We start from the raw sequence: 25,020 nt of genomic DNA, 5'->3' as shown, positions 1-25,020 counted from the left end.
GAATCGTTCTATTCGCTATCGATGACGCCTAACACTTCAGCAACGATGCGCTGTGGCGGACGATCGTCAGTGCGGACGCGGTAGTCAGCAACCTCGCGGTAGAAAGGCTCACGTTCAGTAAGCAACGCCTGGTAACGCGCTTCAGGGTCTTCTGCTGCCAGCACTGGACGAGTCCCGTCTCCTGCAGTCCGTCGAGTGCCCTCTTTCACCCCGACGTCAACCCACACGACAAGGTGGTTTTCTAACAGGGCTCTCGTCTCAGGCCGAACCACAGCGCCACCGCCTAGGCTCACAACGCCCTTGCACCCTAATACCTGCTTCACAACCTCATGCTCAAGATCACGAAACGCATCCTCCCCCAACGATGCATAGACTTCACCGCACGGTTTACACTCAGCTTGTTCGATTATCGAATCAGAATCCACGAACTGAAGGTTCAATGCCCTCCCTAATCGACGCCCAATCGTCGTCTTCCCAGCGCCTGGAGGGCCAACAAGCACGACTTTTGGAATACCGGACTCGCACGACCCTAGAACCTCATCTACGGCTGGTCGGGAACCTGTATCTGCGTTCACAGTCATCCTTTCTTTGCGGACTACTCCCCATCAAAACGGAAGCGCTGCGCAACGTATTGCTGATACGACGCAATGTTACGCCTCAACTCGTCGAGACTGTCCCCACCGAACTTTTTCAATGTCGCTTCCGCAAGCACAAGTGCCACCATCGCCTCTGCGACCACGCCTCCCGCTGGGACAGCACAGATATCGGATCGCTGATGAATACCCGTGGCCTCCGCGCCGGTAGCCATATCGATAGATTGCAGCGCGCGAGGCACCGTAGAAATCGGCTTGAAGGCAGCTCGCACACGAAGCTGCTCACCGTTGGTCATACCACCCTCAAGGCCACCGGCTCGGTTAGACAGCCGCTGAACCCGGCCATGTTTCAACGTAATCTCGTCGTGCGCTTGCGACCCTCTGCGCGTAGCAGTCTCAAAACCATCTCCGATTTCGACGCCCTTCACGGATTGAATGCTCATCAAGGCGCCCGCAAGCTGAGCGTCGAGGCGTGCTTCCCCAGAGATGTGGGAGCCCAGGCCGATAGGGAGGCCGTCGACAATTACCTCGACGACTCCACCCAAGGTGTCCCCTGCTTTCTTTGCGGATTCGATACACGCAACCATCGAGGCTTCTGCTTCCTTGCTCGCGGCACGTACCGGAGAGGCGTCGATAGCATCAATGTCAGCAAACGAAGGCAACACGTCACGATCAGGCACTGAGTCCCCAATTGAAACCACGTGCGAAAACACCTCAACGCCCAGGGCCTCACGCAAAAGTGCACGTGCAACCGCTCCTGCGGCGACTCGCGCAGCCGTTTCACGTGCTGACGAACGCTCAAGCACAGGTCGTGCCGAATCGAATCCGTATTTGATCATGCCTGGAAGATCCGCATGCCCTGGTCGCGGACGAGTCAACTTTGCACCACGCCCAGACGACATGGCCTTCTGCACATCTTCATTCGAAGTATCCAACGGATGCGGAGACATAATCGTCGTCCACTTTGGCCACTCGGTATTGCCGATCTGAATCGCGATCGGACTACCAATCGTGGTGCCGTGCACAACTCCAGCGAGCAGCTCCAGCTTGTCTTGCTCAAACTTCATCCGCGCGCCGCGTCCATACCCGAGACGGCGACGAGCGAGCTGATGTGCGATCTCCTGCTCAGTAATTGGCACGCCAGCAGGCATATCCTCAACAAGTGCTATCAGGGCTTGGCCGTGGGATTCTCCGGCAGTGGTCCAGCGAAACATGATGGCTATTCTGTCACACTTCTCATGAGAAGATGCAGTTTCCGGCATAGATTCCAATTACTGCCCAACTCGCCAACACCATCGACGGGCCATGTGGAACACGGCGAGACCTCACGAGTAACGCGAAACATACCGTGCAGAAGCTGCTTATAAACAACGCCGCAATAACACCGATGAATCCCCCAGCCGCTGCTGAAGCAACGCCCAGTGGAAGCGCGAGTTTGATGTCACCGCCACCAATGCCCTGTCCAAACAGCAAATAGGTAGCAGGCCAAAGCATACCCACAGATAAGAAGGGCTCGAACGCGACGGCAATGACAGCTACAACGCACAGTGGCAACGTGAGCCAATTAGGCAACCGCGTGTATTTCAGGTCGTACCAGCATGTCAGTATCGACCAGGCCAACCCCAGAGCGACCGCGCCCCAAACAGCTCCCCCCGCCATCTTCTAGTGACTTTGCTGCTCTAACGCGGTCCAATGCTCCACGAGCGCCGTCTCCATTTCTTCACGCGGCGCATTGCGTCCCGTGAACTGTTCGAACTGTGAGAACGCCTGCCCCGCTAGCATCGTCAGCCCCCCGACTGCTTTGTAACCGTTCGCGGCAGATTGGGATACCAGCGGAGTCGGCCACGGATCATATATGACGTCGAGCAACGGGGCGTGAGCCAGCTGCTGAACATAGGGCCGCAGCGTATCTGCGGGGACAGTCGAAACAACCACGTCAGCAGCAGCCGTAACTTTGAAAAGATCACTGTCAAAAGATACGAAGTTGCACCTAATGCCTTCCGTCAATCCTCGAAGCTCGCCGCTCCTATCTGAACGATTGATAACAGTAATTTCCTCAACCCCTCGTTCCCGAAGGGCCCAAATCACAGCCCGAGAAGTACCGCCGGCGCCGATCACGACCGCTCGTTGGATATCTGCTCCGCCAAGCAAACGGCGAAGCGCGTACAGCACTCCTTCGCAGTCAGTGTTATCCGCCCGCCACCCCTGGTGTGTGCGGACCAGGGTGTTCGCGGACCCGATCGCAATTGCCCGATCGGTTGCCCGATCCGCGACCTTTAACGCAGCAAACTTGCCGGGCATCGTAACTGAAAACCCTTGGAAACTCTCGTCCGCCTCAAGCACGACCCTGGGAAGGTCTGCTTCGACGCACTCAATCCTTGTGTAACGCCAATCATCGAGCCCCAGAGCCTTATACCCAGCGTGGTGCAAGACCGGTGAGAGTGAATGCTTAATCGGGGAACCGAGGACGGCTGCTTGGTACATTACTGCTCCCGGCTTCCTTCGCGCTGAGAATCGAGAATGCCAGAGTCATACGCGCGCTGCGTATCCTCCAAATGCTTATCAAAAGTGCGGTTAAAGACTGTCGTGCCATCCTTATCGATGGTCACAAAGAACAGCCAATCACCTTCTGCAGGCCGCTCCATCGCCTCAATTGCTTCCATCGATGGTGATGCAATCGGCGTTTGCGGTAGTCCATCCATCGCGTACGTGTTCCAAGGAGTGACCCGCTCACGGTCCTCACGTGACGTCGCAACCTCAACAGAGGGCAACCCATAGTTGACGGTCGAGTCAAACTCGAGACGCATAGGCTCTTTGAGACGGTTCAGGATAACTCGAGCCACCTTATCGAACTCTCCGGCAGGAGCCTCACGCTCAACCAGAGATGCAGCTACGACGAGTTCGTACGGAGTCAATCCAACTGACTTTGCCCTCGTGACTATGTCTGTCGCTTCATACTGCTTTGCAGATCGCGTAATCAAATCAGTGAGCACGGCCTCGGCAGACGCCCCTGGATCCACGATGTACTCACCCGGAGCAATAAGTCCTTCAAGACGTTTCGCGTCTCCCGCTCGAGCGTTCACTACCTCGAGTGCCCACTCTGGAACGCCGAGGCTCGCCGGATCCGCATCGGCCGCAACGTGGTGCAGCTCTTCAACAGTAACGCAACCAGGTTTAACTTCCTCACCACAAGAAACTTGCTGAATCATGGACAAGATACCAAGACGCCGTTGCCCACCAACGACGTTGACATCCATGAGCGTTGCACCCCCATAAACCTGTAGTGGCGTCACGCGCTTGGATGGGTCGAGCAGCGCAGCCACGGCACTGTCCGCACTCATCTCACCTTCCAAGCGGTAAAATCCAGGCTGAATGTTGTCCGAGTCCGCATTATTCGCAGCTGCAGTCTGGAACGCTCCGTTCGAAGCAACAATGCCACGTTCTTCAAGCTCAGGACCCAGCGACGAAATGTTCGAGCCCTCGGGGATCTCGACGACTTGTTCCTCACCATTGCCCGTACCGTTAAAATCGGCGTTTGTGCCGTTACGCATCACCGCGATCCAGGCAATCAATCCAATGATCAGCAAGATCGACGTTACGAGCACCGCCGTGCCCCGTGTACGTCGTTTCGAGGTTGTTGGGGTCGTCACGATTGATTCTCCTTGAAGTAATTCGTTCGGCCGTCCAGCCAGGATTGCAAAATCTCAACCGCCGCAGCTTGATCAATCACACTACGACCAGCGCGCTCGTTCACGCCGCTCGCACGCAAGGCGTGAGCTGCAGCAACAGTTGTTAGACGTTCATCAGCCATTCTTACGGGAAGCCCAGATCGTCGCCTAATCCGGAACGCGATCTCTTTCGCGTGTTTGACGCTACGTGAGCCGTGACCTTTTAAATCGCGTGGCAGACCAACAACAACTTCAACGATCTTGTACTCGTCGATGATGTCGATGATTCTATCGATATCTGCTCCGTCGCGATCTTTAAATCCTGTAACACGGGCAACAGTCTCAAGTGGAGTCGCTAGCTTTGCATCACGGTCTGACGATGCGACACCGATACGAACTGTACCGACGTCAATTCCGAGGCGACGTCCCGGCCCGGGATCTTGAACCCCGGGGCGATCGGGCTGCACCGTCATACCATCACTCCAACCGTTTACTCTGTGCCTTCCCTTAAAACCTACTGGTTTTTTGGGACAACGGATATCCAAATGCGGCGTGTCGCACTATTGATCCGTGCTTACGGGGCTTAGGCACCAAGTACGTCGCGGATTGCCTTGAAGCCGGCATCGATACCATCAGCGGAAGAGCCGGAGCCCTGAGCAAGGTTCGGCTTGCCGCCACCGCGCCCGTTGACGTATTCACCGAAGGACTTCACAAGTTCGCCAGCCTTGATCCCGCTCTCTACCGCCGCACTGGTAGCCGCAAACACGAACGGCACCTTGCCGCCGTTATCAGAGGCCAGCGCAATGACCGCGGCCTCACCTTCCAGCTTTCCGCGAAGGTCGTTCGCCAAGGTGCGAACATCGCCAGCTTCGATACCGTCGGGCAGCTTCGCAGCAATCACCGTGTACGCACCAATGGTCTCTGCGCGGTCCAAGAACTCGCCAGTCTTCGACAGCAACTGCTGACGGTGCAAATTCTCAATCTCTTTTTCAGCAGCTCGGAGCCGCTCTGTGAGCTGCGCAATGCGCTCCGGCAGCTGGCCTGTTGGAGTCTTGAGCTCAGCAGCGAGCCCCGAGGCCAGTGCAGCTTCTTTCGAAAAGTACTGGAAGGAGTCCATGCCGGAGTACGCCTCGATACGGCGTGCGCCAGAGCCAACAGAAGACTCGCCGAGCACAGCAACAGGTCCAATCTGTGACGAGTGCTCAACGTGTGTACCACCGCACAGCTCAATAGAGAACGGCCCGCCGATCTCTACCACCCGCACCTGGTCACCGTAGTTCTCGCCGAATAGCGCCATCGCGCCCATTTCCTTCGCCTTTGATAGCGACGTTTCGATGGTGTTAACCGCGAAGTCTGCGTCCACCGCCTGGTTCGTAATGGTTGCAATCTCCTGGAGCTGAGCATCCGTCAGCTGTTCGGTGTAGTTGAAGTCGAAACGCAGGTAGCCAGGCTTGTTCATCGAACCAGCCTGGACAGCGGTTGGGCCGAGCACCTGACGTAGCGCAGCGTGAATGAGGTGGGTAGCGGTATGCGCCTGTCGCGCCCCATGACGCCACTTCTCATCAACTTCAGCTTGTACCTGATCGCCGAGGCCAATGCCGCCATGTTCCACGGTTGCCTTGTGCACCCACAGTTTCTTGCCGATCTTCTGCACGTCATGAACTTGCAACATCGTATCGCCGACGCGAATCAGACCGCGGTCGGCCATCTGGCCGCCGGCTTCGGCGTACATCGGAGTGACGTCGAGAATAACCTCGACCTCATCGCCTTCCGCAGCCTCGTTCACCTTGTCACCGTCGCGGACGAGTCCGAGAACTCGGGCATCATGCTCAAGTTCTGAATACCCCACAAACTCGGTCGGGTGATTGTCCACCCACTCCCGATAGAGCGATTCATCAACGTTACGGTGCTTCTTCGCTTTATTGTCAGCCTTCGCCCGAGCTCGCTGCTCCTGCATGGCGGAGTTAAATGCGTCCATATCGACGTCAAGTCCGGCCTCATGCGCCATCTCCAACGTCAAGTCAATTGGGAAACCGTACGTGTCGTGGAGTTCGAATGCCTGCTGGCCAGGCAGAGTCTTCGCTCCGGATGCACGCAGTTGCTCGACTGTTTCGTCGAATCGGTGTGTACCGGATTCGAGGGTCTTCAAGAAGGCACGCTCTTCAGCCAAAGCAACCCGCAGGATACGTTCCCGGTTCTTCGCGATCTCCGGGAACGACGGCGTCATTGTATCCATAATGGTGTTCATAAAGACCTCAAGCACGTTCCCAGTTGCGCCTAGGAGACGTGCAGAGCGAACAATTCGGCGCAGCAAGCGGCGCAGAATGTAACCGCGCCCCTCGTTCGACGGCGTAACACCATCGAGAATGATCATCATGCCTGTACGCGAGTGGTCCGCAATCACGCGGAACCTTACATCATCTTCGTGCACTCCTGCGTCGTACTTAGTGCCGGTAAGCTCAACTGCCGCGTCAATAACCGGGCGGAGCAGATCTGTTTCATACACATTGTCGACGCCCTGCAGCAGGCAGGCAACGCGTTCGATGCCTAGCCCGGTATCGATGTTCTTCTTTGGCAACTCTCCGACGAGCTCAAAGTTGCCCTTCTTGTCGCCCTCACCGCGAATCGACTCCATGAAGACCAAGTTCCAGATCTCCATGTAGCGGTTATCGTCAGCGATTGGCCCGCCCTCTTTACCGTATTCAGGGCCACGGTCATAGTAGATCTCCGAGCACGGACCACATGGCCCAGGAATACCCATGGACCAGAAGTTGTCCTCCATGCCCATTCGCTGGATATGCGACGGATCTACCCCGATCTTGTTTTCCCAAATCGAAGCAGCCTCGTCGTCATCCAGATACACCGTCACCCACAGCCGCTCTGGGTCGAGGCCGTAACCGCCATCCTCTACGCTGCCCGTCAGCAGCTCCCATGCGTGAGTAATCGCGCCTTCCTTGAAATACTGGCCGAAGGAGAAGTTGCCGGCCATCTGGAAAAACGTATTGTGGCGAGTCGTGATACCTACTTCTTCAATATCAAGCGTTCTCACGCACTTTTGAATCGAAGTCGCTTTCCCATGTTCAAAGGGAGGGTTCTGTTGGCCAAGAAAATACGGCTTGAACGGAACCATGCCCGCATTCACGAACAGCAGTGTCGGATCGTCCAAGATAAGCGATGCGCTCGGAACTGGTGTATGTCCTGCACGAACGAAGTGCTGCGTAAAGCGCTCACGAATCTCATGGGTTTGCACGGAGTAGTTTCCTTTCAAGTTCGAATCAATCTCGAACTACTCTACCCCTCAACCACGTACTAACCTACGCAGCCTACCCAAGAACCCGGAAATTCTTCGCTCGTCACCGTGGTCCGTTGGTGTGTAGTAGACCGCATCCTCTAAGCCGTCGGGAATGTACTGTTGTTGTACTACCCCCTTCGGGTCATCATGCGGGTAGACATAACCGACTGCATTGCCCATCGCTTTCGCGCCCTCATAATGCCCGTCCCGTAAATGCGCTGGAACCGGGCCAATCTTTCCCGCGCGCACGTCCTCCTGGGCGCGGGTAATCGCCTGAATCACTGCTGGCGATTTTGGCGCGGTAGCCAAATGAATCGTCGCTTGTGCAAGTGTCAGTCGACCCTCAGGCATCCCGATCAGCTGTACCGCCTGCGCTGCGGCAACTGCAGTTTGCAACGCTGATGGATCGGCCATACCAATGTCCTCCGAAGCATGAATGACCAGCCTGCGGGCTATAAAGCGAGGATCCTCACCAGCTTCAATCATCCGTGCCAAATAGTGCAACGCTGCGTCGACATCTGAGCCTCGAATCGACTTGATGAATGCGGAAACTACGTCGTAGTGCTGGTCGCCGTCCCGGTCGTAACGCACCACCGCACGGTTCACGCTTTCCCTCACGACATCAAGAGTGATTGTCTCCCCCGGTTCGACTGATGCTGCAGCTGCCTCCAAGTACGTCAAACTGCGGCGTGCATCTCCACCCGCCAAGGCTATGAGTTGCGCTCGCGCGTCGTCGGCAAGCTTCACGGAACCCGCGAGCCCACGTTCGTCTTGTATCGCTCGATCAATCACCACGCCGAGGTCTTCAGCCGATAAGGATTCAAGTTTCAGAAGCAACGAGCGTGAAAGCAGCGGGGCTACCACGCTAAATGAGGGATTCTCCGTCGTAGCCGCTACAAGCAACACCGTGCGATTCTCGACGGCAGCTAACAGCGCATCCTGTTGAGTCTTAGAAAACCGATGAACCTCGTCAATAAACAGGACCGTGCTCTCACCCGAGATCAAATCTCTACGCGCTGCATCGATGACCGCGCGGATCTCCTTCACCCCTGAAGACAGTGCAGAAAGACCAACGAAGTTTTGCCCCATTGTTTTAGCGATCAACGAAGCGATGGTTGTTTTACCAGTACCGGGTGGACCGTAAAGAATCACTGAGGCTGCACCCGATCCCTCTACAAGTCGGCGTAGAGGTTTGCCCTCGGAAAGAAGGTGTTGCTGCCCAGCAACTTCATCCAAACTCTGAGGGCGCATTCGGGCAGCGAGGGGCGCACCGTGACCTGCTGCAAAAAAGTCTGAGCCACGTTGTGCGCCACCATCAATGGCAGTCTGCTGGCCACTAGTCGGTAAGGAGCTACCGAATAGATCACCCTGCGACATGTTTACTCTCCTCAAAAACTACCGCTCAGTCCCGGCAGGCCGACCACCTGTGAGAAAAGCCGGAGCCCCAACAACCTACACGGTTGCCGACGCTCCGGCACGCGTTTGTTTCATTGCGCCGGCTCATCCGTGCGCAATGTCGACGCTACTTCTTCGGCTTAAAATCAACGCCAGTCTCTTTACGCTGCTCGTCTGGAATAGGCGCAGGCGCATCCGTCAGTGGGTCTACGCCGCCGCCGGACTTCGGGAAGGCAATGACGTCACGAATGGAGTCAAACCCGCCGAGCAAGGACACAATGCGGTCCCAGCCGAATGCGATGCCGCCGTGCGGTGGCGCACCGTAGGCAAATGCCTCAAGCAGGAAGCCAAACTTCTCCTTGGCTTCTTCCTCGGTGATGCCCATGACTTCGAAGACACGCTGCTGGACGTCTCGCTCGTGAATACGGATGGATCCGCCACCGATTTCGTTGCCGTTACAGACAATGTCGTATGCGTATGCCAGAGCTTCGCCTGGGTTCTTCTCGAAGGCTGCCTTAAATTCTGGCTTCGGCGAGGTAAACGCGTGGTGCACAGCGGTCCACTTCGAGTGGCCAAGCGCAACGTCTCCGGAGGCTGTCGCGTCAGCGGACGGCTCGAACATAGGAGCATCAACCACCCAAGTAAACGCCCAATCGCCTTCCTTAATCAGGCCAAGCTTGCGAGCGATTTCCCCTCGCGCTGCGCCGAGCAGTGCACGTGCACTCTTCGCGTCACCTGCTGCGAAGAAGATGCAGTCACCAGGCTTCGCACCAACGTGTGCTGCAATGCCGGCCTTCTCTTCCTCGGTGATGTTCTTCGCAACAGGACCACCGAGCTCGCCGTCCTCCTGCACCAAGATGTACGCCAGGCCCTTCGCGCCACGCTGCTTTGCCCAATCCTGCCAGGCATCAAGCTGACGGCGGGGCTGCGAAGCGCCACCATCCATGACAACGGCACCGACGTAGTCATTCTGGAAGACGCGGAAGGTCGTGTCCTTGAAAAACTCAGTGCAGTCCACCAGCTGAATATCGAAACGAAGGTCAGGCTTGTCCGAGCCGTACTTCTCCATCGCGTCTTTGTATGTCATGCGCGGGATCGGAGTAGAGACCTCGTAGCCGATCAGCTTCCACAACTCAACAACGATCTGCTCCGCGAGAGCGATGATGTCGTCCTGGTCGATAAAGCTGGCCTCGATATCGAGCTGTGTGAACTCCGGCTGACGGTCCGCACGGAAGTCTTCGTCGCGGTAGCAGCGCGCAATCTGGTAGTAGCGTTCCATGCCGCTGACCATCAAAAGCTGTTTGAACAGCTGTGGCGACTGCGGCAATGCGTACCAGGTACCAGGGCGCAAACGGGCCGGCACCAGGAAATCACGCGCACCTTCAGGGGTAGAACGGGTCAACGTTGGCGTTTCAATTTCCGTGAAATCATTCGCATCCAACACCTTACGTGCTGCGCGATTCGCCGCTGCGCGGAGGCGAAGTGCTGCGGCCTGTCGCTCGCGACGAAGGTCAAGGTAGCGGTACTTCAAGCGAGTCTCTTCGCCTACCTCGTTCGAAGAGGCGTCCTCAATCTGGAACGGCAGCGCAGCAGCCTTGTTGAGCACCTTCAGCTCAGAAACGTTGACCTCGATCTCACCCGACGCCAGGTTCGGGTTAGCCGAGCCCTCTGGGCGTGGTTCAACAACACCAGTTACCTGAATGCAGTACTCGCTACGCAAATCGTGCGCAGCTTCAGCGACTTCCGAATCCCTAAAAACCACCTGCGCGTAGCCAGAGCGGTCACGCAAGTCGATAAAAATAACGCCACCGTGGTCGCGCCTACGGCCTACCCAACCTGCAAGCGTGACGGTTTGTCCTTCAAGGTCTTTGCGGAGCTCGCCCGCGAGATGAGTGCGCAGCACAGTCTGTTCCACGTCCTTCCACGTGAGATACAACATTAACTGTTGAAAGTGTACTCCCTTTGTCTCGCATGCGAAGGGACGGGTCCGAAGACCGTACCAATTCCCCATAAACGCCTGTGTCTATGGCATGCTTGTCCCATGACGTTTAACAGCAACTATCAGCGCGGAAGTGGCTACGCGAAGACTGGTTCAGGTGGGCGGCGTGGCGTCCCAATCGCCGCAGGCGGTGGTATTGGTGGACTTGTACTCATAGTCCTCTTTATTGCACTGGGCGGAAATCCGGCTGATCTCATCGAGCAATCTCCATCCGGCACAGAGCCGGATTCGAGCTACTCCTTGGAGCATTGCAACGAGGACAACGCTGCAAACAAATACGACGACTGCCGGGTCGAGGCAGCCGGCGTATCCGTCAACGGTGTTTGGAAAACGCTTTTGCCAGAGCAAGCTGGCCTTGACTACACCGAACCAGGCCTCACCTTGTTCCGGGACGCGACGCAGACTGGCTGCGGGTACGCTTCCTCAGCTACCGGTCCTTTCTATTGCCCCGCCGACCAAACAGCGTACTTTGACACCACGTTTTTTGAGCAGCTCAATGCACTCGGCGGGAACGACGCCCCGTTCACGCAAATGTATGTGACGGCTCACGAGTTTGGACACCACGTGCAGCAGATTGAGGGCACCCTCGGTCTCAGCAACTATAACGATCCTGGTGAGCATTCTGCTGCCGTAGCTATCGAAATGCAGGCCGACTGCTACGCGGGTATCTGGGCGCATTACGCGGACAAGGGTGACAACGCATTGCTTGAGCCGCTAACTGAAGACGACGTCCTCGCTGCAATTGAGACCGCACAAGCTATCGGGGACGACAACATCCAACGCCGCTCGGGCGGCGACGTCAACCCTGATACCTGGACACATGGTTCTTCTGAGCAGCGAAAGACTGCGTTTATGTCCGGGTACAGGACCGGCAAAATGTCCGCCTGCGACACTCTCAACCGTGGCGTCTACAACAGCTAAATCTTTCTGGTGATGTAACATCGCGCGCATGTCACACAATGCAGTCAGCGTCGTTGATTTGTTCAGCATCGGAATCGGCCCATCGTCCTCTCATACGGTGGGCCCTATGCGTGCCGCGCTTGCATTTATCGAGGATTTGAGTGAAGCGCCCGCCGCAGTCAAGGTTGAGCTGCGAGGCTCCTTGGCGGCAACGGGTGTGGGCCACGGAACCGACCGAGCTGTGCTACTGGGACTTGTCGGTTATACCCCACTTACTACTTCTGCGGACACCCGGCCGCTTCCTGGTGAGCTCATTCCAGAACGAGGGCACATCCAAGGTCCAGAGCGTGAACTCGACTATGAAGTCGCGATGAACCCGGTGCCCGTCGCTAAGCACCCAAACTGCCTGATTTTCGATGCGTGGAACGCCGAGGGCGTGCGCATCGCTTCCCGTAAAGAGTACTACTCCGTTGGCGGTGGTTTTATCCTCGACCGCACGCAGATGGAAGCAAACCGCGACCAGGCGGGCGTCGCCACCGTACGCGATGCGGTTAACGTCCCCTACCCATTTTCCGATGGTGCGTCCCTAATGCGCCAGTGCGAAACTCATCAGCTATCTATCGCAGAACTCATGCGTGCGAACGAAGAAGCGATACACGGCAAGGACGTCCTGGATGCTCACCTCGACGCGGTCTGGGACACCATGCAAGAGTGCGTCGCCCACGGCCTAAAAACGGAAGGTGAGCTTCCAGGTGGACTATCAGTTCGTCGCCGCGCTCCTCGGCTACATCGCTTATTGACGGCCGAATACGAGGCCTCCGCATCTCGCGGCCTTGACGCGATGGAATGGGTCAACTTGTACGCTCTCGCTGTCAATGAGGAAAACGCCGCGCACGGGCGCATCGTGACCGCCCCGACGAATGGTGCGGCGGGGATTATCCCGGCCGTCATGCACTACTGCCGGGATTTTACCGACGACTTCGACCGGGATGCTGCGCATCAGTTCCTGCTGACCGCTGGAGCGATCGGCGCCATCATTAAGACGAACGCCTCCATTTCCGGTGCCGAAGTTGGGTGTCAGGGCGAGGTAGGGTCCGCATCGTCCATGGCCGCAGCCGGTATGTGCGCAATTCTGGGCGGCACTCCGCAGCAGATAGAGAACGCTGCCGAGATTGGCCTCGAGCACAACCTCGGACTCACATGTGATCCAGTGGCTGGCCTTGTGCAGATTCCTTGCATAGAACGAAATGCCATCGGAGCGGTGAAATCAATCAACGCGGCCCGCCTAGCCAAGCTTGGTGATGGAACCAATAAAGTCACGCTCGATGATGTAGTAGAAACGATGGCAGCGACAGGCCACGACATGATGAGCAAGTACAAAGAGACGTCAATGGGAGGCCTCGCTGTACAGCTTGGCCTCCCGGTCAACATCACTGAGTGCTAAATCAGGCTAGCTCACTGCCTGAATAATGGCCGTAGCCTGAAGCGGAACGGCAACTTGTTCGTGGCTCTCCAGATTCTTGACCGCCACTTCCCCGTTCGCCAGCTCCTGGTCCCCGAGCACGAGAGCAAAGCGCGCACCCGCCCGGTCAGCGCCTTTCATTGCGCCTTTCAAACCGCGACCACCGTACGCCATGTCAGCTGAAATTCCTGCGGCACGGAGCTCGTCGATAAGCGAGCTCATCTTGCGGCGAGCCTCCTCACCGATTGCTACGCCGAACACCTCAACGCGACGATCCAGATTCGGGAGCGCCACCTCCTCAGCCTCCAACGCGAGCACTGTCCTATCAACGCCAAGCCCGAATCCGATGCCTGACAGATCTTGGCCACCGATCTGCGCCATCAAGCCATCGTAACGTCCACCTCCGCCAATTCCCGACTGAGCCCCAAGACCATCGTGCACAAACTCGAAAGTAGTCTTTGTGTAGTAGTCAAGGCCTCGCACCATCCGCGGGTTAATCACAAACGGAACCCCCATATCCTTCAGCGTCCCGGTAACAGTCTCGAAGTGCTCGCGAGACGCATCTGAGAGGTGGTCCAGCATCAACGGCGCATCGGCTAGAAGCTCCTGTACCTCCGGACGCTTGTCGTCCAGAACACGAAGCGGATTGATTTCCACGCGGTGCTGCGTCTCCTCGTCTAACGGGAGCTTCTTGAGGAAAGCTTGGAGCTTTTCCCGGTATGCGGGCCTGCAGGTGTGATCGCCAAGGCTTGTCAGCTCGAGGCGAAAGCCTTTCAACCCAACGCTCCGGTAGCAACGATCTGCAAGTGCGATAATCTCCGCATCAAGCAAGGGGTCGTCGACGCCAATTGCCTCGACACCAACTTGCTGCAACTGGCGGTACCTGCCAGCTTGCGGACGCTCGTATCTGAAAAACGGACCGGCGTAGTTCAGTTTCACCGGCAGATAACCCCTGTCAAGGTTGTGTTGGATCACTGCACGCATTACGCCTGCAGTCCCCTCTGGACGCAAGGTCACAGAACGCCCGCCACGGTCGGCAAACGTGTACATTTCCTTCGACACAACATCGGTAGATTCACCGACACCACGGGCGAAAAGAGTTGTGTCTTCGAAAACCGGAAGCTCGATGTGTTGGAAACCCGCAACATGCGCCTGTCGCACGAACTCATCGCGGACATAAAGGAACTTCGACGACGCCGGGGGCACGTACTCCTGCACTCCCTTTGGAGCGCTCAGTGCCTTGAACTTTTCTTTTTGGGGTTTCTTCGTATCACTCACGGGGACTGAGTCTAGCTGTTCTCAGTCGCTACCGCAGCCATGGCTACTGATTACGAGCCTCAAGGAGAAACGGGTTCGTGGTCCGTTCGTGCGCCATGGTTGTACCGGGTCCGTGTCCAGGCAACAACGTTGTCTCGTCAGGAATCGCCCAAACCGGTCCACACAAAGAGGTTTTCATTGCCTCTGGATCGGAGTGTGGCAGGTCAGTCCGGCCGACGGACCCCGCGAACAGCACGTCACCTGAAAACATGACGTCGCCCATCTGATAGAGGACACTGCCGGGAGAATGGCCTGGAGTATGAGTTACATCAACCCTAAAACTGCCGATTTCAAGTGGCCCATCTGCGTCAAACGTGCGGAGGTCCGATACGGCCTCCATCGAAGCGGCGTCGAAAAGCTCGAGTGTTGAGGCAGGAAGACCGCGTCCATGATCAAGCATGAACGCGTCAGCTGCGTGAATAAATACGGGAACCTGGTACCGCGCAACATCTCTCGTATGGTCAATATGGCCGTGGGTAAGAAAGATGGCTACAAGTTGCAGCCCCTCTTCCTTGAGAAACGCAGAAACGACCTGGTGTGTTCCCATGCCGGCATCGACGAGGCAGGCTAGCTTCGCAGAATCATCGATAATGACGTAGCAGTTCGTCTGAAACGGTCCCGACGTAAAACCTAAGATTCGCAATGCCTACCTCGCTGTCTACCTAAATCTCTCCGACTAGGAAAGGGCAGCCTCGGCAGCCGAGTAGTTGGGCTCGTTGGTGATCTCCTCGACCAGCTCGACGTGCACCACGCGATGATCGGCGTCAGTCACGATGACCGCGCGTGCAAGCAATCCCTTGAGTGGCGTTCCGTCAAGCGTGAGGCCGAACACCGTGCCGAAATCAGAGCGGAATGCAGAGAGGGCCTCTACATTCTCGATGCCCTCTGCCGCGCAGAAACGCTGCTGAGCAAACGGCAAGTCCTTCGAGATACAAAGCACTGCAGTGTTTTCTGCAGATCCCGCGAGCTCATTAAACGCTCGCACAGACTTTGCGCACACGTCAGTGTCTAGCGATGGGAAAACGTTCAGTACCAGGCGCTTCCCCTCGTAATCGGTCAACTTCTTTTCCGAAAGATCGCCTGCGACTAGCACGGCGTCAGGAAGGGCGTCGCCTACCTTCGGAAGAGATCCAGATGTTTGCGATTCATTACCTTGAAAAAATACCTTTGCCATGCCCACGACCCTACATGAACTATCGGTAGCAAGCAGTCGCACAAAACACAGCAAAATACGACGGGTACAGTTACACCTGCTAATATTTCCCAATCAACTAGTTAGAATAGAGGTACTACGGTGAGCAATAAAGAGCGCGGTCAAGAAGCCCTTAAACATCTGGAGCGTGAATTGAATTCACGCGATCGAAAGCAGAACTCAAAGCCCTGGTCGATCGCGGCGCTTTCCGCAGTTGTAATCGTGGCGCTAGGCGGCGGCATCTACTTCCTGGCGAACCAGGACGGCGACAGCACCAGCGAAGCACAAAGCTCGGCTGAAGAAACCACCGCCCCAAGCGAGTTCGACGCCAACAACTACGAGGCAATCGCGACGAAGCGTGCCGAAGCACTCCCCGCCTCAGTCTCGTGTGAATACACCCCCGATACAGCACAGGGTGACAAGAAAGCAGACCTGCCGAAGACCGACAACGTCTCTACGACAGGGACCGTCAACGTCGAGCTCGACACCAGTGCAGGGCCGATTGGTATGGAGCTCGACCGCTCTGTCTCGCCGTGCACTGTGAATGCGATCGAACACCTCGCCTCTGCTGGCTACTTCAACGATACCGTCTGTCACCGTCTCACCGATGGCGACAGCCTTAAAGTACTGCAGTGCGGTGACCCGACCGGCGTAGGCAGCGGTGGTCCTGGCTTCCAGTTCGCAAATGAGTTCCCGACTGACGAAGCGCTCAAGGCGCTCAAGGACGCGCCTGCTCCTGACGGAGTGTCCCCCGAGGAAGCAGAGCAAATGAAGCAGATGGAGCTCCAGCAGAACCCTCAGAAGTACGCGCGCGGCACCATCGCTATGGCGAACGCCGGTTTGGATACCAATGGGTCCCAGTTCTTCCTGAACTACGGTGATTCAGTGCTGCCTCCGCTGTACACCTACTTCGGTCAAATCTCTGAAGAAGGTTTGAACACACTTGACAAGATTGCTGAAAAGGGCGTCGAAGGCGGCGGCCAAGACGGCGCACCAGCCGAAGAGGTACGCATCAAATCGGCAACCGTAAAGTAACTACACAGTTGCCTCTCAGCTGCACAGGAGCAGTTTTCAGTCTATTCAAAGTCTTGCAAAACGTCTGATAGCCAACTAGAGTTTGCACTCGTACATTTGTCAATCCCGTCAGATTGGAAAATTCATGACCTTCCGTAAAAGTATTCTTGCAGCAGCCACTGCTGTAGCTGTCGCAACTTCTGGCGTTGCTGCTGCTGAGGCTGCAGAAAGCACCACCCCAACCACCACGGCCAAGCCAGCTTCGAACACCAAGACTGAGAAGGCCCCGACGGTGAAGAACACCACCTCCAAGAAGTCCACCACGAAGCAGGCTCCTAAGGATCAGTCGAGCGACGAGGGCTCCTCCGTCAAGGACATGTCCCCATCTGAAATCCGTAACTGGATCGCAGTGTTCACCGCCGTCATCGGTGCGCTCGGTACCCTGTTCGCATTCCTGGACAAGTACCTGCGCAAGTAGACCGCTGGCTAGGTGCCACACTGGCATCTCCCACTAGCGCACCCAAGTGGGGTAACCCGTGATCGGGTTACCCCACTTTTCTATACACCGACGCGGTAGACGTCGAATACCCCTTCAACATTCCGGATCAGATTCATCACAGAAGCGAGCTGCTTCGTATCCGAAACCTGGAAGCTGAATCGAATCGTGGCAATACGGTCTTCCTTCGCTTGTGAGGAAAGCGATAGAATCGCCAATTTTTGTTCAGACATTACCCCCGTGAGTTCCGCGAGGAGGCCGTGCCGGTCAAGAGCTTCCACCTGAACGGTCACGATAGAGGTACCCGCAGAGCCGCCAGCGCCGGACCACGAAACCTCGATCAACCGCTCTGGCTCTTGCCTGAGCTTGTTCGCGTTGGTGCAATCTGTGCGGTGCACCGAAACCCCTCCACCGCGGGTTACGAACCCGAAGATATCGTCGCCAGGAACCGGCTGGCAGCAGTTGGCAAATTTGGCCATTACATCCGGGCTGCCCTGCACCAAGACTACAGGGCCATCGCCCGAGGGTTCTGGTCGGATGATCTTTGAATGGGGCGTCCGATCCGCCAGAAGATCTGCGGCGTCTTCGACGTCACCAAACTGGTCGACCAGCATTTTTGCAACATGCCGGGACGAAACATTCCCAGCGCCGATAGCCGTGTACAGGGCATCTACATCGGAGTAACGCAGTCTGCGTGCAATATCACGCATTGACTCAGGCGTAAATAGCCGGTGAAGTGGAAGTCCGCTCCGCTGTACTTCCGCTGCCAGCGCATCGCGTCCGACTTCGAGGTGTTCCTCGCGCCGTTCTTTCGCGAACCACTGACGCACCTTTGTTTTCGCACGCGGTGAAACAATAAAGTCTTGCCAGTCACGAGAAGGCCCGGCATTTGGGTCCTTCGAGGTAAAAATCTCGACGCGGTCACCATTTTGCAGCTGTGACTCCAGAGCAACCAGTTTGCCGTTAACTTTTGCCCCCACGCATCGGTGGCCTACCTCAGTGTGCACCGCGTAGGCAAAGTCCACAGGAGTCGAACCGGCAGGAAGATTGATAACATCGCCGTGTGGCGTGAAGACGAAAATCTGCTTGCTTGTCAGGTCGTAGCGCAGTGAATCAAGAAACTCATTTGGGTCTGAAGCTTCCTTTTGCCAGTCAAGCAGTTGGCGCATCCACGCCATCTGATCTACTTCAGCCTGATCTCCCTTATGCGATCCTTTCGTCTCTTTGTACCGCCAGTGAGCTGCAACACCGAACTCGGCGTTGTAGTGCATCTCGTGCGTACGTACCTGTACTTCGAGAGCTCGCCCGCTGTTCGTCATCACCGTCGTGTGCAGCGACTGATACACACCGAATCGCGGATTCGAAATATAGTCCTTAAATCGGCCCGGCATTGCAGAATACATAGCATGGACGACGCCGACCGCTGCGTAACAGTCGTGGAGATTATCGACGAGCACGCGAACGCCAACGAGGTCGAAGATTTCGTCGAACTCGTGGCCTCGAACAACCATTTTTTGGTAGATGGACCAATAGTGCTTCGGCCTCCCCATCACCTCTGCGTCGATACCGTTTTTCTTCAGTTCGGTTTGCAACTCACGAATAATCTCTGCAAGAGCTCTGTCCCGCGAGGGCGCTCGGTCAGCAACTAACCTCACGATCTCTTCGTATTTCTTCGGGTAGAGGATCGCGAACGCGAGATCTTCAAGCTCCCATTTCACTGTCGCCATCCCGAGGCGGTGTGCAAGCGGTGCAATCACATCAAGGGTTTCGCGCGCCTTCTTCGCTTGCTTCTCAGGAGGAAGAAAGCGCATCGTGCGCATGTTGTGGAGCCTATCCGCAACCTTAATCACAAGTACCCGGGGATCCTCCGCCATGGCAACGATCATTTTCCGGATCGTTTCTGCCTCTGCCGACGCCCCAAGCGCAACCTTGTCTAACTTCGTTACGCCATCGACGATTCGTGCCACCTCAGGCCCGAAGTCGGCAGTAAGTTCATCCAGGGTGTAGTCAGTGTCCTCAACGGTGTCATGCAACAGTGCTGCCACCAACGTTGTGGTGTCCATACCAATTTCACCACAGATCGTGGCTACGGCAAGCGGGTGCGTAATATATGGGTCGCCTGATTTCCGGAACACGCCATCGTGAAGCTGCTCAGCCGTCTCATAGGCACGATTCAATAATGCGACGTCGCACTTCGGATGGTGCCGTCGATGAATCGATAACAGCGGGTCCAGGACCGGATTGCTACGGACCCGCACACCGCCAGTGAGCGAACGAGCAAGTATTGCGGACACACTTCGCATCGAGGGTGTATTCCTCTTCGGTGCTTTCTCTTGAGTCACAGTCCGCCTCCAAACTCTCCTATTGGTCGAGCACTACCACGGGAACATCTCCTAAGCGGCTTCTACCGTCCAGTCCTTGTACCTCGAGCATTACTACGTATCCAACAACGCTACCACCTGCGCGTTGGATTAAATCGGTTGCTGCGGAAAGAGTTCCGCCTGTAGCAAGTACATCGTCAACGAGAACAACCTTCTTACCGTCGAGGTCAATTCCCGACGCCGGGATTTCCAAAGCTGCAGTGCTGTACTCGGTTTTGTATTCCTGTGTAATCACCGGCGGAGGGAGCTTCCCCTTCTTACGGATGGCGAGGATGCCTACGCCCATCTCGTATGCAACAGCTGAGCCCAGGAGAAAACCACGGGCATCCAGGCCGCCAACAAGGTCTGCTCCAAGATTCTCAGATACACGCGCCATTTCTTTGATAACAACCCGCAAGGCATGTGCATCTGCAAGCACCGGTGTGAGGTCTTCAAACAACACGCCCTTTTCGGGAAAATCTGGTACTTTACGGATCCTTTCTCGAAGCGCTTCCTTTGCGCTTTCAAACGTGTCCTTCGAATCGCCCATGGGTTTCTCCTTGGATAGCTTCATTTCTTTACTCATCAACGGACCATCGATCCATATTCCAGCCAATTCCCGACAAGCCTGTGTACATAACAACGTTTTCAACTCGCTGATCAATCGCGAACGAGCGAGGCTGTGCTGAAAGTGGCAGAATCGGAATCTCCCGCCAAAGCCAATTCTCTTGACTCCGCAATGCGTCGAGTTCCTGCACCCGATTGTTCGCAGCTGGGTACTCAACTTGAGAATCGATTGGCATCAAAAGCGCATCGACGGTGCCCTCTTTCTCTACGATCTGGCCTTGTTCGTCCATGGCATAGCCCGGCAACTCGGCCAACGTCGCCAGATTCTCCGACTGGTCGAGAACTTCAATACCCGCCGGTTCGCACTGTGCTCGGATCGTCTGAATCATTGCGGAGATCCGTGCCGACCGCATCGGCGTCGAGATCCGCAAAACACTGCCACTTGCAGCACGTGCCTTTTCGACGTCATACTCAGTTGCCGTCTCACCGACACTTTCAATTTTCGACGCCAGCGGGTCACTGTGCGCAACTACTTGTACTGGAGCAGCTGCAACCTCTAGGCCCGACATCTTCGAGGAAGTTTGTGCGACTTCAGACGGATTCACACAGTGAGCAAGCGCTCTGCGCCGTTCTGGTTCTGCCCAGGGGCCTGACTTGGCCATGACCAACGCGTCAGTGAGTTCCCCCACAACGCTCGTCACATCAACTGGTTCTCTCTCTGCGTTTACGTCGTACCAGTCTGGTGCGGGTTCTTCGAGGTTGCCGATTTTCAATCCGCCGGAGGCAACTAGTTCACCGGAATCTGCATTCCCTGGCCAGACCACGATCTTCTGCAGCGCTGGAGCATCACCGTAATAGGAATCATTAGCGACGAGGACTACTTCGCCTTCTTTGCCAACACTCTCAATCTTGTACGGTCCGAACGATACTTGAAGTTCAGGATCGTACTGCTTCAGATCAAAACCGTAACGCCAAATATCTGCGATGCTTCGAAGGCTCATTGGGTCACGTGCAGTAAGCGCATCGACGAGCTCTTCCGCCGACATTCCGACACGCGCTGCAACTGCGTGTGACGGCAAAACTGTTCCGGGTTCAAAAAGATCGCGCCAACGGGCGCCACGGTTCTCCTTCATTGTGAGAGTGAAAGTTTTTGATCCGGGTTGACATGCCAATGTATCAGCGTCGTCGAAAAGAGGCATCCAAGAATCGAAGAGCTCTGGTAGCTTCCCAGCTGTGAACGTCAACAGGTAGTCATTACACGTTACTGGGGTATTGTCGGAGAACACTGCCGCATCGGAGATGGTGTAAATCACTTGACGCCTGTCGCCGGGCAGCACTTGCGTCTCTACCAAGTCGGTATTGGGGATCATTTGTCCGTTGGGGCCCGGAACGTAAACTCCGGGGTACAAACGACCAGATAGTTCTTGCGCCAGCGTCGAGTGCCCCTCAGCGCTACCCGCGTTCACTGTGACCAGTGGTGCTTGTACCTGATAGCCAAACTCTTCGCTATTAGAGTTCGACGCTGCGCCACCGTCGGAACACGCCGTTGCGAGCAACACTACAGAAAAAGCAGCAACGGCGCGTGAAAATACGCTACTCATACTTGGTTTACCTAGCGTGTCGACGGCCGCCAAGTGCTCATTGCCGGCGATTCGTCTCCATCGCTGCCTTCCACAGCACTACGAACCGGTGTATCAACGGTGCGCTTTGGCTTTACAGTGGCTTCATCGTCGTGGTCGACGATCTCACCGGCGCGGTATTTCTCTACTTCAACGTTGTGTTCCTTGTAAGCGCGCTTGCGCTCCATAAGCGTTACCAGCAGCGGAGTCGCGAGGAATAGCGAGGAGAAGATACCTTCGATGACGCCGATCAGCTGGATCAAGGCGAGATCCCGGAGTGTACCCACACCGAGCATCCAAACTGCCACAATCATCAGCGCGACGATTGGGAGTGCAGAAATGACGGAAGTAGAAATCGAGCGCATGACCGTTTGATTCACTGCCAGGTTCGCTTCTTCAGCATAGGTAGAACGACGCGAGTCCAATACACCACTAGTGTTCTCCTTCACCTTGTCGAAGACGATCACGGTGTCATAAATGGAGAAGGTCAAAACGGTAAGCAGACCGATAATCATGGCTGGGGTAATTTCCAGCCCGAAGAGGGCATAGAACCCTACGATCAGTATGCCGTCAATGATCAATGCACCCATCGCCGCGATGGCCATCTCTCGTTGCAGGCGGACAGCCACGTACACGGCTGCAGCGACGAGGAAGACCAGCATCGCCATCAACATCCGCTTCGTGATGGTGTCACCCCACGATTCGGAAACAGTCGAATCACCAATTGCGTCGGCAGACACTTCCCCTTCAGCATTCTTGGTGTGATGCTTCTCAAAGATCGCCTGCCGCGCTTGGTCGATTTGTTCCTGGCTCAGATGCTCAGCATTAATCTCAAGTGTCCGGGCATCACCGGCACCAATAATCTGAGTCAGTTCAGGAGTGACGCCAGTCGCGTCGATAAATGTCTCCTCGACTTCTTCGGCAACGAGATCGTCGGACGGCATCGAGAGTTTGGTACCGCCTTCGAAGTCGATACCAAGGTTGAATCCACGGACCAGCATCGCAAGCAGCGAGATAACTACCAGTGCCATGGTGATCCCGTACCAGAGCTTACGGCGACCGACGAAATCGATCGCCGCATCGCCGGTGTACAGACGCTCCCAACGGCCGGGCTCCTCGACAGTTGGTACGACGGAAGCAACGGTTTCAATTTGCGATGACGACATTGCTACTTCACCTCAATACTTTCCGACGCGGCTTCTGCAGCCACGCCTTGATGAGCTTCCTCGCTCACGTCCTTGTCATGCTGCGCCGCAGCAAACACTTTGGTCATACCGTTGACAGCTGGCTTCGACCAGAATCGGGACCGGGAAGCGAACACCATGAGCGGAGCAGTGACCAAGAACGTCACTAGCAGGTCAAATACGGTCGTAAGGCCCATCGTGAATGCGAAGCCCTTCACATCGCCAACCGCAAGGAAGTAAATAATGACCGCGCCGATCAGGGTCACCATGTTACCGGTAATAATTGTATCTTTCGCTCGATCCCAGCCGGAGGCAGATGCAGAGCGGAAAGTCTTGCCCTTACGAACTTCGTCCTTGATGCGTTCGTAGATGACGACGAAGGAGTCCGCAGTAGTACCAATACCAATGATCAAACCGGCGACGCCGGAGAGGTCCAGCGAGTAGCCGATCCAGCGCCCCAGCAGAACTAGCGAGCCGTAAACGAGAAGACCCGCAAAGAAAAGCGTAGCCAGGGAAATAAGACCATAGAGCCGGTAGTAGAAGAACACGAAAATTGCGACCAAAATCAGACCGACAATGCCTGCATAGAAGCCAGCCTGCAAGGATGCCAGACCAAGTGACGGCGGCACTGTCATCGCAGTTCCACCAGGTTCGCCATTCTCACCCGCGAAAGAAAGCGGCAGCGCACCGTAACGCAGGTTGTTTGCGAGACTCTCAGCTTCCTCCTGAGTGAAGTTGCCTGTAATAGAGGTTGCGGAACCGACTGGGGTTGCGCCCTGAATGACAGGTGCGGAGATAATTTGTGAGTCCAGTGTGATCGCGATCTGCTGCCCGATCATCTCACTCGTCAGCTGCGCCCAGGTAGACGAGCCATTAAACTCGCCTGCCTGGCTGAAAGCGAAGTTGATCTCCATCTGGCTCGACTGCGGGTTGAATCCACCAGTGATCGAGCGACCAGTGTCGATCTGTTCACCGGTGAGACGCGGGCCGTCCGTATCAGTAACACCTGCGAGCAATGGCACCTCGCCGAGGAGCAGTACCTGGCCAGATGAAGGGTCACAGGCTACAAGTGGTGCTGCTTCGTCATCGGTCCCGGCCAATGGATCAGTAGGTTGCACGGCACACAACGCGCTCAGCATCGACATAGCAACGAATTGCTGGGTAGGGTCTTCAGACTGACGAGTAGCCTTGAGCATCTCAGCTTGGTCAGCCCTGCGCTCCGAGGACTCCACAGGACCATTCGGCTCAGGCAACGGTTTCGCATCAATAGCAGGAATCTCAACGGTTTGTCCCTGTTCGGCAACCTGCTTCTTCACCTGATCGCCAATCGCCTTGGCTTGATCCGCGGTCAAAACCCCATACCGGATCCAATCGTTCGCGGTTTTTGCGAAGACCTCACCAATCGAATCTGCGGAAGGTGCAGGCGGTTGCATTACCGGACGGAACAGCAGCTGCGAAGTCTGCCCAATATTACGTACTTCCGATGTGTCGTCGCCCGCGGCAGTGATCACTAGGGTATTGCCGTCAACGACGACAGTCGCGCCGGAAACACCCATGCCGTTCACACGCTTCTCAAGAATGTTTCGCGCTTCGTCGAGCTGTTCGCGAGTTGGCTCGTCTCCCTGCGGAACGAGGGTCACGCGAGTACCGCCCTGCAGGTCGATACCAAGCTTCGGGGTTGCGGACTTATCGCCCGTGAAAAATACTAATGAGTACACGCCAATGACGATGAGCGCAAAAAGCGCCAGCGCGCGCGCAGGCCACTTCCGCTTTGATCTCAACTCGCCGGAACGCTGAGTGTTCTTGGACACCGAGCTAACTCCTCTATTTCTACGTTATTTCACTGCCACACCCCGCTTTGCCCGAAACTTTGGGTAAAGCGGGGTGTGGTGCACATCGATTTATCGTACGTCATCAACTGTCATATCGGTAAAGACAGCTAGACAGCATTTGCCGTAACGC

Annotated in this window: 21 protein-coding genes; 4 read left to right on the top strand and 17 right to left on the bottom strand. The window is 56.1% G+C overall.

From position 1 onward, the window contains the following. Positions 1–8: 8 nt before the first annotated feature. From BJP05_RS04670 to aspS, 9 genes are all read right to left on the bottom strand, one after another. Complete coding sequence (locus BJP05_RS04670) at positions 9–512, bottom strand: shikimate kinase (protein WP_070363510.1); 504 nt, start codon at positions 510–512, stop codon at positions 9–11. Positions 513–595: 83 nt separating this feature from the next. After that, entirely contained in the window at positions 596–1,807 is a 1,212-nt protein-coding gene (gene aroC, locus BJP05_RS04665; RefSeq protein ID WP_070362391.1) for a chorismate synthase, read from the bottom strand. Between the two features lie 22 nt (positions 1,808–1,829). Next, on the bottom strand, positions 1,830–2,252 hold the full coding sequence (locus BJP05_RS04660) for an A24 family peptidase (RefSeq protein WP_084028576.1): 423 nt from the start codon (positions 2,250–2,252) through the stop codon (positions 1,830–1,832). Between the two features lie 3 nt (positions 2,253–2,255). Continuing rightward, complete coding sequence (locus BJP05_RS04655) at positions 2,256–3,077, bottom strand: shikimate dehydrogenase (RefSeq protein ID WP_070362390.1); 822 nt, start codon at positions 3,075–3,077, stop codon at positions 2,256–2,258. Then, the gene (gene mltG, locus BJP05_RS04650) at positions 3,077–4,243 is read right to left on the bottom strand and encodes an endolytic transglycosylase MltG (protein WP_070362389.1); all 1,167 of its coding nucleotides are present in this window, start codon (positions 4,241–4,243) and stop codon (positions 3,077–3,079) included. The genes BJP05_RS04655 and mltG overlap by 1 nt, the downstream gene beginning before the upstream one ends. Then, positions 4,240–4,734: a Holliday junction resolvase RuvX gene (gene ruvX, locus BJP05_RS04645; protein WP_070362388.1), complete on the bottom strand. Its 495-nt coding sequence runs from the start codon at positions 4,732–4,734 to the stop codon at positions 4,240–4,242. The genes mltG and ruvX overlap by 4 nt, the downstream gene beginning before the upstream one ends. A gap of 110 nt (positions 4,735–4,844) precedes the next feature. Beyond that, positions 4,845–7,511, bottom strand: coding sequence for an alanine--tRNA ligase (gene alaS, locus BJP05_RS04640; RefSeq protein WP_070362387.1), 2,667 nt, complete (start codon positions 7,509–7,511; stop codon positions 4,845–4,847). A gap of 48 nt (positions 7,512–7,559) precedes the next feature. Beyond that, complete coding sequence (locus tag BJP05_RS04635; RefSeq protein ID WP_070362386.1) at positions 7,560–8,930, bottom strand: replication-associated recombination protein A; 1,371 nt, start codon at positions 8,928–8,930, stop codon at positions 7,560–7,562. Positions 8,931–9,075: 145 nt separating this feature from the next. Next, complete coding sequence (aspS, locus tag BJP05_RS04630; RefSeq protein ID WP_070363508.1) at positions 9,076–10,851, bottom strand: aspartate--tRNA ligase; 1,776 nt, start codon at positions 10,849–10,851, stop codon at positions 9,076–9,078. 114 nt (positions 10,852–10,965) lie between these two features. On the opposite strand from aspS, the gene BJP05_RS04625 reads away from it, so the two are divergent. Further along, entirely contained in the window at positions 10,966–11,868 is a 903-nt protein-coding gene (locus tag BJP05_RS04625) for a neutral zinc metallopeptidase (protein ID WP_255366198.1), read from the top strand. A gap of 28 nt (positions 11,869–11,896) precedes the next feature. Beyond that, a complete protein-coding gene (locus tag BJP05_RS04620) occupies positions 11,897–13,291 on the top strand; it encodes an L-serine ammonia-lyase (RefSeq protein ID WP_070362384.1) in 1,395 nt (464 codons plus the stop codon). A gap of 6 nt (positions 13,292–13,297) precedes the next feature. Here BJP05_RS04620 and hisS read toward each other — a convergent pair whose 3' ends face one another. The 3 genes from hisS to tpx are packed head-to-tail and all read right to left on the bottom strand — an operon-like array spanning position 13,298 to position 15,800. Next, positions 13,298–14,587: a histidine--tRNA ligase gene (gene hisS, locus BJP05_RS04615; RefSeq protein WP_070362383.1), complete on the bottom strand. Its 1,290-nt coding sequence runs from the start codon at positions 14,585–14,587 to the stop codon at positions 13,298–13,300. Positions 14,588–14,630: 43 nt separating this feature from the next. Further along, complete coding sequence (locus tag BJP05_RS04610; protein ID WP_070362382.1) at positions 14,631–15,269, bottom strand: MBL fold metallo-hydrolase; 639 nt, start codon at positions 15,267–15,269, stop codon at positions 14,631–14,633. A gap of 33 nt (positions 15,270–15,302) precedes the next feature. Then, positions 15,303–15,800 (bottom strand): thiol peroxidase, encoded by a 498-nt coding sequence (tpx, locus tag BJP05_RS04605; protein WP_070362381.1) that lies wholly within the window; start codon positions 15,798–15,800, stop codon positions 15,303–15,305. Positions 15,801–15,920: 120 nt separating this feature from the next. On the opposite strand from tpx, the gene BJP05_RS04600 reads away from it, so the two are divergent. Next, the gene (locus BJP05_RS04600) at positions 15,921–16,853 is read left to right on the top strand and encodes a peptidylprolyl isomerase (protein WP_070362380.1); all 933 of its coding nucleotides are present in this window, start codon (positions 15,921–15,923) and stop codon (positions 16,851–16,853) included. A gap of 124 nt (positions 16,854–16,977) precedes the next feature. Further along, complete coding sequence (locus BJP05_RS04595; protein WP_070362379.1) at positions 16,978–17,310, top strand: hypothetical protein; 333 nt, start codon at positions 16,978–16,980, stop codon at positions 17,308–17,310. A gap of 80 nt (positions 17,311–17,390) precedes the next feature. On the opposite strand, the gene BJP05_RS04590 is transcribed toward BJP05_RS04595, so the two are convergent. The 5 genes from BJP05_RS04590 to secD are packed head-to-tail and all read right to left on the bottom strand — an operon-like array spanning position 17,391 to position 24,869. Beyond that, positions 17,391–19,670 carry a bifunctional (p)ppGpp synthetase/guanosine-3',5'-bis(diphosphate) 3'-pyrophosphohydrolase gene (locus tag BJP05_RS04590; protein WP_083290771.1) on the bottom strand — a complete coding sequence of 760 codons (2,280 nt, stop codon included), beginning with the start codon at positions 19,668–19,670 and terminating at the stop codon, positions 17,391–17,393. Between the two features lie 19 nt (positions 19,671–19,689). Beyond that, positions 19,690–20,238 (bottom strand): adenine phosphoribosyltransferase, encoded by a 549-nt coding sequence (locus BJP05_RS04585; protein WP_070363506.1) that lies wholly within the window; start codon positions 20,236–20,238, stop codon positions 19,690–19,692. Positions 20,239–20,266: 28 nt separating this feature from the next. Continuing rightward, positions 20,267–21,889 carry an ABC transporter substrate-binding protein gene (locus tag BJP05_RS04580; RefSeq protein ID WP_240492807.1) on the bottom strand — a complete coding sequence of 541 codons (1,623 nt, stop codon included), beginning with the start codon at positions 21,887–21,889 and terminating at the stop codon, positions 20,267–20,269. After that, entirely contained in the window at positions 21,868–23,040 is a 1,173-nt protein-coding gene (gene secF, locus BJP05_RS04575) for a protein translocase subunit SecF (protein WP_070362377.1), read from the bottom strand. The genes BJP05_RS04580 and secF overlap by 22 nt, the downstream gene beginning before the upstream one ends. A gap of 2 nt (positions 23,041–23,042) precedes the next feature. Then, on the bottom strand, positions 23,043–24,869 hold the full coding sequence (secD, locus tag BJP05_RS04570) for a protein translocase subunit SecD (RefSeq protein WP_083290770.1): 1,827 nt from the start codon (positions 24,867–24,869) through the stop codon (positions 23,043–23,045). Positions 24,870–25,020 lie beyond the last annotated feature (151 nt).

Source organism: Corynebacterium sp. NML98-0116 (genome assembly GCF_001767255.1).
Taxonomy (GTDB): Bacteria; Actinomycetota; Actinomycetes; order Mycobacteriales; family Mycobacteriaceae; genus Corynebacterium; species Corynebacterium pseudogenitalium.
Note: the sequence above shows the minus strand (reverse complement) of the source record. Positions and strands in the feature narration are given on the sequence as shown.